A 13,330-nucleotide genomic window follows, 5' to 3' on the forward strand; every position below is an offset into this window, starting at 1 on the left:
CTTATTGGTTTTATTCCTGATCCGGGGAAAACCGCCCGAAAAATTAGTTTCGACGGTAGTAAAGCTGTTTACGGGTATTCTCAACGCTACCGTCAGGATTGTTCTTCTGGCGTTCCAGCAAGTTCTGGACGCGTCTTTCTGTGGATTCGGCGAACGCCGGCATCTGTTGGATAGCCAGCAGTGTCATGGTCTGGTCGTCTACAAAGCGCAGGTCTTCCTCTTTCAGTTCGAGGTTGTCCAGCGGCTTGTCGCTGCCCGGGAAGACAATGAACAGCACGTTGTCGTCCCACGTCTCCTGGAACTGGGCCACGGTAAAGGAAATATTGCCGACGGCGGGGTCGGCCAGGTAAACCCGGCCATCCCGGATGGTCCGGAGCACTACGAAGTGTTTGAAGCCGGCGTAGTCGATGGGCACGATAGCCGGGTGATCCAGCTCCATCAGGTCGTCAATCTCGGCCTTGAAGCCGCCAGAGGGATAACCCAAAGCCGTCACCAGGCGCTTCATATCGAGCATGGAAAAGGCCCGGCGCTGGACGATGCGATCGCTCTCGCCGTAATGCAGCAGCCCTTCCATCACCTGCCGTTCAGAGAGGGTCCGGCCAAGATAGAAATTGAGGACCGTGGTCAGTGCCGCACTGCCACAGCTGTAGTCGTAGGCCTGGCGCACAATGTTCCGGAACTTCTGCTCGACCAGGGGCTCCACCCGCACATCAGAGCGTTGCTCAACCGGGCTCGCATCCACCTTGTGCTCCACCACGATGGTGCCTGGCTCGAACGGCTCTACCTCGGTGGCTTCCTGCACCATGGCAAATGTGAGAAGGGATCCGGCCAGCACTAGCAGCATTTTGCAAAGTTCCTGTTTTTATTGGATGTGCAACTTTCTTGGATGTGCAACGTCGGCGTTACATGTTGTAACCGTAAGATACCGAAATCGAATCGGGCTTAAAGATAACTGTGCCTCAAATCTGTCGCTGCAGGCGGGGCCAGCAGCGACAGTACTGAGAACTGGTTCAAGGGAGGGAAAGGCCGGACAGCATCCGGCCCTGAATCACATTGAGAAAACGGCTCCCAGCAGCGCGTAGGTAATCAGGGTTACCACCACAATACCCATGATATTGAGCGCAAAACCGGCCCTGATCATATCGGAAATCTTCATGTGGCCACTGGAGAACACGATGGCGTTCGGCGGCGTGGCCACCGGCATCATGAAGGCACAGCTGGCGGCAATGGCAGCCTGCACCGTCAACAGCAGCGGAGAGACGTCCTGCGACATCGCCAGGGCACCCAGCAGCGGCAGGAACGCCGCCGCTGTAGCGGTGTTACTGGTCACCTCGGTGAGGAAGATAATCACCCCAGCCACCAGGATCATCATCACCAGTACCGGCAAGGTGCCAGCCACGCCCATGCTCTCGGCAATCCACTCGGCCAGTCCGGAACTGCTGATCACGCCCGCCATGGCCAGGCCGCCACCAAACAGCAGCAGCACGCCCCAGGGCAGGCGGTTAGCCGAATCCCAGTCCAGCACGAAGGTCCTGTCCCGGGTGCTTACCGGAATCAGGAACATGGCAATGGCTGCAGCAATGGCAATACCGGTGTCACTCAGCCAGGGCGCAATGCTGCCAGAGAGCAAGGGCCGGAAAATCCACAGCGACGCCGTCACCACAAACACCAGTGCAACCAGCTTTTCACCCTTGCTCATGGGGCCGAGCGCGGCCAGTTCGTCCCGGATCATCTGGCCGCTTTCCTGGGCGCCTTCAATGCCGAAGTCCTTGCGGGTCAGCCACCACCAGGTCAATGTCAGCATCACCACCGTCACAGGCACACCGAGTAGCATCCACTGGGCAAAGCCCACGGAAATGCCCTGGTTTTCGCTCAGGTAAGCCGCCAGCAAGGCATTGGGCGGCGTGCCAATCAGGGTAGCAATACCACCCACGCTGGCGGAATAGGCGATGGCCAGCAGCAAGGCCGTGGCATAACGGCGAACCCCGTCCGGATTGCTGTCATCCATCATGCCGATCACCGACAAGCCGATCGGCAGCATCATGATCGCCGTGGCGGTGTTGCTCACCCACATACTCAGGAAGGCCGTCGCCAGCATAAACCCGGCAATCTGCCGTTTCGGCTTATCCCCCATCGCCCGTAAGGTCAGCAGCGCAATCCGCCGGTGCAGGTTCCACTTCTGCATGGCCAGGCCGAGGGTGAACCCGCCCAGGAACAGGAAGATGATCGGATTAGCGTAGGGCGATGTGGCCTGGCTGATACTTCCCAACCCCAGCGCCGGTATCAGCACAATCGGCAACAGGGAGGTAGCCGGAATGGGAATGGCTTCGGTAGACCACCAGGTGGCCATCATCAGCATCATGCCCAGGGCGGCCCAGGCCTTCGGCCCCATCGTCTCCGGCGCAGGCACCAGCAGGGTAACCAGCAGGAAAGCGGCGCCAAGCAACAAACCAATTACCTGGCTTTTGGGCAATCCTTGCTTCGGTTCTGATCCAGCGGGGTTCTGTGTCATCTTTACCACTCAGTGTTTAACGGAATTCAGTTGTCGGCGCAATTTACACAAACGGTGGTGTAAGGCAACACCTGAAGCCGGCGCGGGTCGATCTGCTCGCCGCATTTTTCGCATTCGTCCCCTGCCCCGCTGTCGATCCGCTCCAGTGCATGGGCAATCTGTACCAATTCAGCGCGGGTTTCCACTTCCAGTGAATCGACCACTTCGTCGTTCTGGGTTTGCGTGGCCTGCTCTTCAAAATCCTTATCCAATGCACCCGCTTCGCTTTGCCAGCGCCGAGATCGAGCTGGGCAAAAAGCATCTGGGCCTCGCCCGTTACACGTTCAGCCGGCTGACCGGTAAACAGCCCGAGCCGGTAGCCGTTCCGGAATCCGACGACCGTCGTTTCCTGGCTGACGACTGGCGCAAGCATGTACCTTTCGATGTGCTTCAGCAGGTATACCTGATCAATTCCGGCGCGTTCCTGAACTGGGTAGAGAACATGGACGGCCGGGCCATGGCCTTCACGTTTAACCTGCTGCGCGAGAACGACCTGTTCTGGTCGTACTGGACCAACAACTACCTCAAAGGCCTGAAACCCGCCGCCTTTGACCTGCTGTACTGGAACACCGACGGCACCAACCTGCCGTACAGAATGCACAGCTACTATCTGCGGGAAATGTACCTGCATAACCGCCTGGTACAGCCCGATGCCCTGACCATGAACGGCGAAACCATCAACCTGTCGGAAATCCGGGTGCCATCGTTCTTCCTGTCTGCGCGACAGGACCACATCGCCAAGTGGAAAACCACTTACCACGGGGCACACGCTTACGGCGGCGATGTCCGCTTTGTCCTGTCCGGTGCCGGCCAGACAGCCCGGCGAAGGAAAGCTCGAGGTCATTGAAGATGCCCCTGGCAGTTACGTGAAAGTCAAAGCTGCTGAAGCCGGACAATAAACAACCCGATCAACACCTTCTGAAACTGACGTAAATCAAGCGCCCGCAAATTAGCGGGCGTTTTACACTTTAGTCCCATTGTTGCCTCAAAGCCCCGGGCAGAAACTACGCTATTACTTCAGCCTGACATAAAACAAGAATAGGCTGTGCGAACCCTAAACCGGAGGCCAATCTGCAATGACTTTCAGGACTTTCCTGCTCTCGGCATGTCTGCTTTTGCTCGGCAGCGCCACTGTTTCCGCCGAATCTCTCAACATTGGTCTTAACTACCCGGAAACGGGACGCTATAAAAACCAGGGCCTGCAACAACGCCTGGCTGCCTACCTTGCGGTTGAGGAAATCAACCAGGCCGGCGGTGTGCTAGGGCAACCACTGGAACTGGTCATCCGCAACACCCGCGGCGAGCCGGAAAAAGGCGCCCACAACACCGCCGAAATGATTGACCAGGAAGGTGTTCAGATGGTGTTTGGCGGTGTATCCAGTGCCGTTGCCATCGCCTCCGGCAAGGCCGCCCGCGACAGGAACCGCATTTACTTCGGTACTCTCACCTATTCCAACGCCACCACCGGCAGTGAAGGCCACCGGTTCATGTTCCGGGAGCCATACAATGCCTGGATGACCGCCAAGGCACTGGGCGACTACCTGAACCAGAACCACGCAAACGACGATTACTTCTACATCACCTCGGACTACACCTGGGGCTGGTCAGTGGAAGAGTCCGTTCGCCAGTTTTCCAATACCCAGGACACCGAACGCCACCCGGGCGTCAAAACCCCGTTTCCCCGGGCACTGATTACCGATTTCCGCAAGGCCCTGGAACAGGCTGCCGAATCTGACGCCAAGGTGCTGATGATGGTACTGTTTGGCGACGACATGGTGCGCGCGCTGCAGGTGGCCTATGAAATGGGTCTGACCAAGCGCATGCAGGTGGTGGTTCCCAACCTGACACTGGGGATGGTCAGACAGGTTGGCCCGACCATTATGGAAGGCGTTGTTGGTGGTGCTCCCTGGGTCTGGAATCTGCCCTATGAGAACAACTACCAGCGCGGTAAAGACTTTGTTGAGGCCTTCTCAGACCGCTATGAAATGCGCCCTTCATCGTCCGCAGCCTCAGCCTACAGTATCGTTTACCAGTACAAGGAGGCTGTTGAACGGGCCGGCAGTACCAACACAGACGCCGTTATCCGGGCCCTTGAGGGGCACCGCTACAGCTTCCTGAAAGATGAACAGTACTGGCGCGAGTTCGACCACCAGAATGTCCAGACCGTCTACGTCGTCCGGATCAAACCCCGTGAAACCGTGCTGGCAGACCAGTTCAGCTCTGATTACTTCGAGATTATCGACTTCCTGCCCGGTGATGAAGCCGCACAAACCCGCGAAGAGTGGGAGCAGCGCCGCAAAGAGGCAGGTAAGCCCACCCGCCTGTGACCGGGTCGCTTTACCAGGCCAGGCAGTTTCCTGATAATCGTTCCATCACAGGCGTTATGGGCGATTATCAGGAGCACTCAGGCAGTGGCAAATAGCGAAGGACTGGTTTCAGGCAACCCTCACACTCCCCCCACTCAATGCGATGTACTGGTGGTCGGGGGAGGCGTAAACGGCACCGGGATTGCCATGGACGCCGCAGGCCGGGGGCTTCAGGTCGTTCTGTGCGAGATGAACGACCTTGCCTCCGCCACCTCGTCCAGCAGCAGCAAACTCATCCACGGCGGCCTGCGCTACCTGGAGCATTACGAATTCCGGCTGGTCAGGGAAGCACTCGGTGAGCGGGAGGCCCTGCTACGAAACGCACCCCACATCATGTGGCCCATGCGTTTTCGCCTGCCCCATCAGCCCCATCTGCGACCGGCGTGGATGATCCGTACCGGCCTCTTCCTCTACGATCACCTGGCCAAGCGCGAACTGCTCCCCGGCTCCCGGTCTATTACCTTTGGCCCGGACTCGCCCTTGAAACCAGACATCAGCCGCGGATTCGAGTATTCGGATGGCTGGGTTGATGATGCCCGGCTGGTGGTACTGTCTGCTCGCAAGGCCGTTGAAAAAGGCGCAACCGTATTGACCCGCACCCGTTGTAGCCGCGCCGAGCGCCGTAACGGGCAATGGCACGCCACCCTGGACGATCACCACCGGGACAAGCAGTACAATATCCGCGCCAAGGTGGTCGTTAACGCCACCGGGCCCTGGGTCAGCAGCCTGTTCGGTGAAAGCCTGTCTATGCCAGCGCCCAAGCAGATTCGCATGGTCAAGGGCAGCCACATCGTCGTACCCAGGCTCAACCAGGATACCGAAGCCTATATCCTTCAGAATCAGGACGAGCGCATTGTCTTCGTGATCCCCTACGAAGATCGCTTCTCCCTGATCGGCACCACCGATGTCGATTACGTGGGCGATCCGTCGCAGGCACGGATTTCCCCAGAGGAAACCGACTATCTGCTGTCCATCGTCAACCAGTATTTCCGCCGGCAACTGTCCGCCACCGATGTGGCCTGGAGTTACTCCGGTGTCCGGCCATTGATGGACGACGAGGGCGGCACCGCCCAGTCCGCCTCTCGCGATTACTCATTCGAGGTTGATAATCAGGACGGACAGCCCCCTTTGATCTCGGTATTCGGGGGTAAAATCACCACCTACCGGAAACTGGCCGAAGCCGTCACCGATCAGGTCAGTCACTATTTCCCCGGTGCCGGCCGCTCCTGGACGCGAACGGCCGTTCTGCCGGGCGGCGACTTCGATACGCAGGAACAACTGGCCATCGATCTCGCGGCCGATTTCCCCTGGCTGGAAGATGCAGTGATCCATCGCTTTGTGCGAAACTATGGCACCAGCAGCTACCACATTCTGGAAGGCTGCCAGAACAGAGGCGACCTCGGCCACTGGTTTACCGACACTCTGTCGCGTCGGGAGGTGGATTATCTGATGACCCACGAGTGGGCCATCACACCGGAGGATCTGCTCTGGCGGCGGACCAAACAGGGCCTGTATATCAACGATGAACAACAGCAGGCCCTCAGCCAATACATGCGGCAAGGTTAATGACAACAACAAAACTGAACCCCGAACTGACCTTCGTTGACGCCAAAACCACAGCGCCCATTGCCCCGGTGGGGCTGATGGCCAGAGAAAAGTTCAACGATTTGCTACACATCCCCGAGCCGGTGAGCCTGTTACTGGTTACTGCACCGGCGGGCTACGGCAAAACCACCAGTATTGCCGAACGGCTTGACGCCCTTGAGGCAAGAACGGCCTGGTACCGGCTGGAAGAAAGCGACAACGACCCGGGCCGCTTTGCCGCCTACCTGGCGCGAACGCTGAACCAATCCGTTGCCCCCGAGCTATCTGTTCCCGGCCGGTTGCGAAATGCCGGCTACGATTCCCTTGAAAGCGTCCTGAGCGACCTGCTGGGCGAACTGCCCCAGGAAGAGGAGCCACTATACCTGGTACTGGACGACTACCACCTGATCAGTAATCCGGATATCCATCAGGCCCTGCGGTTCCTGCTTCGGCATTTACCCTCGCATCTGACTCTGGTGATCATTTCCCGGACGCTGCCGCCACTTGGCATCGCACAATTGCGAATGAAGGGCCAGATGACGGAGATCACCAGCAAACACCTGGCTCTGGATGCCGATGAAGCTCAGCGTTATCTGGAACAGCGTTTACCCTTTGAGGTGTCCCGTGAGCACATCGAACGGGCCGTACGACGGGTTGAAGGCTGGATCTCGGCACTGCAACTGCTTTCCGCGTCGTCCCATACCAGTGTTGAGTTCAGTGAGTTCGTTGATCAACTGGAACTGGGAAACCATCACATCTTCGAGTACTTCGATGAACTGGTTGGCCAGAGCCTGACCGAGCAGCAGCGCCGCTTTCTGCTCAGAACCTGTATTCTCGACCGGTTCAATGCCGCCATGGTGATGCGGGTGATGGACGATAACGATGGCCAGTCCCTGCTCAACAGCCTGCTGGCCATGGGCCTTTTCATCATGCCAGCGGATAACGGCGGGCTGTGGTTCCGCTACCACCAGCTGTTTGCAGTGTATCTGCGCCACCTGCTCTCCTGCACAACCCAGGAGAACCAACGCTCACTGCACCAACGCGCAACCGATGCCTGGCTTGAGCTGAATCACGCCGAGGAAGCCGCCAGGCACGCCGTAGCGGCCGCAGACCCGGAGCGTATACGGCAAGTGCTGGACGAACATGGCCGGAAGTTCTTTACCGAAGGCCAGTTCAGCCTGCTACAGAAGTGCCTGGATGCTCTGCCCCAGTCGTTTATCTCTGAAAACCCGACCTTCACCCTGCTCCGCGCCTGGGTGGCCCAGGGTCAGTACAAATTTGATGAGGTAGAGGATTGGCTGTCCGCCGCTGAAAACCATCTGAAAGCCACCATGAGCGAAGAACAGCAGAAGGCCATCCATGGCGAATTCAGTGCCATCCGGGCCCAGGTTGCCATGAATTACGGCAATGGCAACCGGGCCCTGGCACTGGCATCGGAGGCAGTGGAACAGGATGCACGCTATCTGCCCACCTCCCGGGTGGCCGCAGCCTCGGTGATGGGCGAAGCCCTGTTCGTTCAGGGCGAATTACAGGACGCACTGGAGCGCATGGAAGACACCGAACACATGGCCCGCAGCCAGTACGCCCACCAGAACGTGATCTGGGCGTTGTGCCAGCAAAGTGAGATCAGTGTCGCGATGGGCCTGCTGCAGAAGGCCTACAACATTCAGGAAAAGGCCTTCCAGTACGCGGAAGAAAACCGGCTGAACCACCTGCCCATCCTGGAATTCCTGTTTCGCATTCGCAGTCAGATCATGTGGGAATGGCACCACCTGGAAAGCGCCGAACGCTGCGCCCTGCAGGGTATCGAGATTCTGGAAGCCCAGGGCGAGCGTTGGTTTGTCCAGAGTTACACCACCCTGGCCAAGATTGCCCAGGCCCGGGGCCGCCAGAGCCTGTGCGCCGACTACATTACCAAGATCCAGAAAATGCTGGCTGCCGGCGATTATCACCTGGACTGGGTCGCCAATGCCCACGCCACCATGCTCAGCTATTGGGACGCCGTGCGTGACCAGGATGCCATCCAACGCTGGCTGACCATTGCCCCGGCCTTTGAGGCAGCCACCGCCACCAACCATTTCCATCAGTGTAATGGCCGCAATCGCGCCCGGGCGCTGATGAGCCTGGGCCAGCTGGCGCAGGCTGAACCCATCCTTCAGTCGCTGCGGGAAGTCGCCGAAAGAACCGGGCTCAAAACCGACCTGAACCGCAACCACATCTCGATGGCGCTGCTGTACTGGCAACTGGAAGACCGTACACAGGCGTTGGAACACATGAAGCTGGCCCTTGAGTTGGCCAGCACCACCGGGGCTGTAGGCAGCTTCCTGCGCCTTGGCAAGGTTCTGATTGTCATGCTCAAGGCGCTGATCAACGATGGCCTGATTGATGGCATGGAAATGCAGCGGGCTGAACGACTGATCCAACTGGCACAACAACAGCGGGATTTCAGCCGGGCGATCCGGATTTCCCTTGATGAGGCCATTATCCAGGACATTATCGACCGGCCGGATGTCCCGGAGCTCATCCGTACCTCACCTTTGACCCGGCGCGAGTGGCAGATTCTCAGCCTGATTCACGCCGGCCTCTCCAACGACCAGATTGCCGAGCACCTGAAAGTGGCCTCCACCACCGTCAAAACCCACATTCGCAGCCTCTATCAGAAGCAGAACATCAGCCACCGTTCAGAAGCCATTGAACTGGCCCGGGATCTGCTGAGCAAAATCCAGGGGGAGTAGCCCTCCGCCTCGCTCCCCCTCCCTACGCCCCTCTCCTCCCCCCACCTACGCCAACAAATATTCAGGCAGGAGGATGAAGGGGCGACGCCTCCGTCGCACCATTGATCGGGTGTTATCTGGTGGGAACCCATCTCCACCCCGATAAAAACAATCCATCACCACCAGGGTGTAAGCGAGGCAAGATGATCAGAAATCCAGACTGGTGGCGTGGCGCCGTAATCTATCAGGTTTACCCACGCAGTTTTTACGATTCCAATGGCGACGGTATTGGCGATCTGCCGGGCGTAACCGCCAAACTCGACTACATCGCCAGCCTGAATGTAGACGCCATCTGGCTGTCTCCGTTCTTTACCTCTCCCATGAAGGATTTTGGCTACGATGTATCCGACTATCGAAATGTCGACCCCATCTTCGGCACCCTGTCCGATCTGGACAAGCTGATTGCGGAGGCCCACAAACGCGGCCTGAAAATCATGATCGACCAGGTCCTCAGCCACTCCTCAGACCAGCACCCCTGGTTTGCGGAAAGCCGTCAGTCCCGCACCAACGCCCGGGCCGACTGGTATGTCTGGGCAGACCCCAAACCGGATGGCTCCCCGCCCAATAACTGGCTGTCGGTATTCGGCGGCTCGGCCTGGGCCTGGGACAGCCGTCGCAAGCAGTATTACCTGCACAATTTCCTGACCAGCCAGCCAGACCTGAATTTCCATAACCCGGAAGTCCAGGAACAGGTGCTGTCAGACGTAAAGTTCTGGCTCGACCGTGGTGTGGATGGCTTCCGCCTGGATGCCATCAACTTCTGTTTCCATGACCAGCAACTGCGGGACAACCCGCCCAGCAAGGCTATCAAGGAAGGCTCCATTGGCGTGCGCAAAGAAAATCCCTACGCCTACCAGCACCACAAGTTCGACAAGACCCGACCGGAAAACCTGCAGTTCCTGAAAAAACTTCGGGCGCTGCTGAACCAGTACCCGGAAACCACAACCGTAGGAGAGATCGGCGACGACGATTCCCTGCAGACCATGGCCGACTACACCAGCGGCGGTGACAAACTGCACATGGCCTATTCGTTCGATCTGCTGACTGAACAGCATGGCGCCGACTTCTTCCGCAAGACCGTTGATGGTATCGAAAAGAAACTCACCGACGGCTGGCCCTGCTGGGCAATCGGCAACCATGACGTTGCCCGGGTTGCAACCCGCTGGAAGGCAGAATCCGAGGAGCAGCTGAAAGCCTACATGGTCATGTTGCTGACCCTGCGTGGCAGCGTCTGCATCTATCAGGGCGAAGAACTGGGCCTGACCGAAGCGGAACTGCAATACGAGGATCTGGTCGATCCATACGGCATCACCTTCTGGCCGGAGTTCAAAGGCCGGGACGGATGTCGTACGCCAATGGTTTGGCATCATAAGGAAAGCCATGGTGGTTTTTCTGATGCCCGCCCCTGGCTGCCGGTTTATGATGAACACTACAGTGCTGCCGTTGCGCTGCAGCATGCCGACGAGAATTCGGTGCTCACAGCCTACCGGGCCTTCCTCGGCTGGCGGCGCACGCAACCGGTGCTTCTGAAAGGTGATATCGAATTTCTCGACAGCCCGAGGGACACTCTGGTGTTCACTCGAAGCCACGGTGAACAGACCCTGCTGGTTGCCCTCAACCTGAGCAACCGGCCGGCCACCATATCCTTGTCGTCCGCGGCCGCACCGGTAGAAAGCACACCGGAGTTCATCGGCGGCCAATGGCAAGGTAACGAACTTAAGCTGGAGCCCTGGGGCAGCGACATTGCCCGGCTCTGACTGATGTCTCTACCAACAAAAAGATTGACGTTATGGCAAGTGTAACTCTGAGAAACATCTGTAAAAGCTACGACGAAACCCAGGTTACCCGCAATGTAAACCTGGATATCCAGGACGGTGAATTTGTGGTTTTCGTCGGCCCCTCCGGCTGCGGCAAATCGACGTTGCTACGCATGATTGCGGGCCTGGAAGACATCACCTCGGGTGATATGTATATCGGCAACGACCGGGTCAACGACCTGCCACCCAAAGCCCGCGAAGTGGGCATGGTATTCCAGTCCTACGCCCTGTACCCGCACATGAACGTGGCGGAGAACATGGCCTTCGGCCTGAAGCTCGCGAAAACCCACAAGGACGAAATCAACCGGAGGGTTCAGGACGCCGCCACCCTGCTGCAACTCGACAAGCTCCTGGAACGCAAGCCCAAAGACCTCTCCGGCGGCCAGCGCCAGCGGGTCGCCATCGGCCGTACCATCGTTCGGGAGCCGGCGGTGTTCCTGTTTGACGAGCCGCTGTCCAACCTGGATGCCTCGCTGCGCGTTCAGATGCGGATCGAAATATCCCGCCTGCACAAACGCCTGGGCGCCACCATGATTTATGTCACCCACGATCAGGTGGAAGCCATGACCATGGCCGACAAAATCGTGGCGCTGGATCACGGCTGCATTGCCCAGGTGGGCAAGCCCATGGAACTCTACCACTATCCGGCCACCCGCTTTGTGGCAGGCTTTATTGGCTCACCAAAGATGAACTTCATCGACTGCCAGGTGGCTTCTGCCAGCAGCCAGTCAGTGACTGTCACCCTGCCCGGTAATCATCAGTTTGAATTGCCTGTGAACGGTCACGGTCTGCTGGAGGGCGAGAACGTGACACTGGGTATTCGCCCCGAGCACCTGACTGAAAGCCAGGAAGCCGACATGTACCTGCAAGGCGAAGTGCACGTTGTTGAACGTCTGGGTTACCAGACCCTGGTCCATCTGGTCGCGAACAACGTGGAGGGTGTACTGACCATGCGCACCGATGGCGGCAATCCCGTTCAGGAAGGTGCCCCGATGACACTGGGACTGAATGCCAACAAGTGCCATCTGTTCCGGGAAGACGGCGCTGCCTGCCCCCGCCTCTACCGGGAGCCCTGTATCGATTTCTGAGGCTCCGCTTCTGATCTGATCTGCAATACACTCTCATTGGCCGGTATTCGTACCGGCCTTTTTTTGTCCGTATGTCAGTACCCGGTAGTGCAAACAAAAAAAGCCCGGTCAGCAGGGGGGATAAGCCTGACCGGGTCGCGAAATGGCATGCAGGAAGACGCAGTTGTCGCGGAAGGGCCGTTCGGGATCCAACCTTCTGGCCCTAGGGAGCGGGCGGCGCCGGGATTGGGCACCGCCCCGGGTTTGGCGTCAGCCTTTGACACCGCCAGCGGTAAGACCGCCAACAATCCACTTCTGGCAGTAAAGGAAAATCATGGTTATGGGCAGGCCGGACAACACTGCCGCAGCCGCAAAATCACCCCACAGGTAGTTCTGCTCATAGAGATACTGCTGAGCCCCCACGGCGAGAGTTAGCTTGTCGGTATCCACCAGCAGCACCGAAGCCATCGGGTATTCCATGATAGTCATGATGAACGCCAGGATGAACACCACCACCAGAATCGGCACCGAAAGCGGCAGCAGAATGTATCGGAACGCCTGCCAGGTGGTGGCACCGTCAACAATCGCCGCTTCTTCCAGAGACCGGTCGATGGAGTCGAAATAGCCCTTGATGGTCCAGATATGCAGGGCCATGCCACCCAGTGAGGCCACAATCACGGCCCCGTGGGTATTCAGCCCCAACCAGCTCACATGATTACCGATCTGATCGAACAGTGCGTACAGTGCCACCAGAGACAGCACCGGCGGAAACATCTGGAAGATCAGCATCGACTTCAGCACAAAACCTTTACCGGCGAAGCGCATCCGGGCAAAAGCGTAGGCACTCGTGGTGGACAGCGCCAGAATGAGCACCGACGAAACCACCGCCACCTTGATGGAATTCCAGAGCCACAGCAGGACCGGGAACGGCGGCTGAGTGGTGACGCCGGCTTCATCGGTATAGGGAATCCCGAGCGCCAGATACCAGTGCTCCAGGGATGGATTCTCCGGCAGTAAGCTGCCGGAGGCAAAATTACCACTACGGAAGGAAATGGAGATCACCATCAGCAGTGGGAACAGGATAATCGCAATGAACGCCAACATTCCCAGATGGGAGGCCAGCACACGATACCTGGTGGAGCGAGGTTGAACCATTGCCATGGAAAGCTCC

10 protein-coding genes are annotated in these 13,330 nt (G+C 58.3%); 6 read left to right on the forward strand and 4 right to left on the reverse strand.

What is annotated here, in order from left to right; translation table 11 throughout:
• Positions 1–43: 43 nt before the first annotated feature.
• From AC13DJ_RS09295 to AC13DJ_RS09305, 3 genes are all read right to left on the reverse strand, one after another.
• Positions 44–844 carry a C39 family peptidase gene (locus AC13DJ_RS09295; protein WP_288373610.1) on the reverse strand — a complete coding sequence of 267 codons (801 nt, stop codon included), beginning with the start codon at positions 842–844 and terminating at the stop codon, positions 44–46.
• A 204-nt stretch (positions 845–1,048) separates the two neighbouring features.
• Positions 1,049–2,512, reverse strand: coding sequence for an SLC13 family permease (locus AC13DJ_RS09300; RefSeq protein ID WP_482933422.1), 1,464 nt, complete (start codon positions 2,510–2,512; stop codon positions 1,049–1,051).
• 26 nt (positions 2,513–2,538) lie between these two features.
• Complete coding sequence (locus tag AC13DJ_RS09305) at positions 2,539–2,763, reverse strand: TraR/DksA family transcriptional regulator (RefSeq protein ID WP_482933423.1); 225 nt, start codon at positions 2,761–2,763, stop codon at positions 2,539–2,541.
• Here AC13DJ_RS09305 and AC13DJ_RS09310 point away from each other — a divergent pair.
• The 6 genes from AC13DJ_RS09310 (at position 2,763) to malK (ending at position 12,180) form a co-directional block, all read left to right on the forward strand.
• Positions 2,763–3,398 carry an alpha/beta fold hydrolase gene (locus tag AC13DJ_RS09310; protein WP_482933424.1) on the forward strand — a complete coding sequence of 212 codons (636 nt, stop codon included), beginning with the start codon at positions 2,763–2,765 and terminating at the stop codon, positions 3,396–3,398. The genes AC13DJ_RS09305 and AC13DJ_RS09310 overlap by 1 nt on opposite strands.
• A 229-nt stretch (positions 3,399–3,627) precedes the next feature.
• The gene (locus AC13DJ_RS09315) at positions 3,628–4,878 is read left to right on the forward strand and encodes an ABC transporter substrate-binding protein (protein WP_482933425.1); all 1,251 of its coding nucleotides are present in this window, start codon (positions 3,628–3,630) and stop codon (positions 4,876–4,878) included.
• A gap of 84 nt (positions 4,879–4,962) precedes the next feature.
• Entirely contained in the window at positions 4,963–6,483 is a 1,521-nt protein-coding gene (glpD, locus tag AC13DJ_RS09320) for a glycerol-3-phosphate dehydrogenase (protein WP_482933426.1), read from the forward strand.
• Positions 6,483–9,236: an HTH-type transcriptional regulator MalT gene (malT, locus tag AC13DJ_RS09325; protein ID WP_482933427.1), complete on the forward strand. Its 2,754-nt coding sequence runs from the start codon at positions 6,483–6,485 to the stop codon at positions 9,234–9,236. The genes glpD and malT overlap by 1 nt, the downstream gene beginning before the upstream one ends.
• Positions 9,237–9,418: 182 nt before the next feature.
• On the forward strand, positions 9,419–11,032 hold the full coding sequence (locus tag AC13DJ_RS09330) for an alpha-glucosidase family protein (RefSeq protein WP_482933428.1): 1,614 nt from the start codon (positions 9,419–9,421) through the stop codon (positions 11,030–11,032).
• Between the two features lie 32 nt (positions 11,033–11,064).
• The gene (gene malK, locus AC13DJ_RS09335) at positions 11,065–12,180 is read left to right on the forward strand and encodes a maltose/maltodextrin ABC transporter ATP-binding protein MalK (protein WP_482933429.1); all 1,116 of its coding nucleotides are present in this window, start codon (positions 11,065–11,067) and stop codon (positions 12,178–12,180) included.
• A gap of 249 nt (positions 12,181–12,429) precedes the next feature.
• Here malK and malG read toward each other — a convergent pair whose 3' ends face one another.
• Positions 12,430–13,320, reverse strand: coding sequence for a maltose ABC transporter permease MalG (gene malG, locus AC13DJ_RS09340; RefSeq protein WP_288373606.1), 891 nt, complete (start codon positions 13,318–13,320; stop codon positions 12,430–12,432).
• Between the last annotated feature and the right edge of the window lie 10 nt (positions 13,321–13,330).

It is taken from the genome of Marinobacter sp. L-46, from assembly GCF_056859535.1.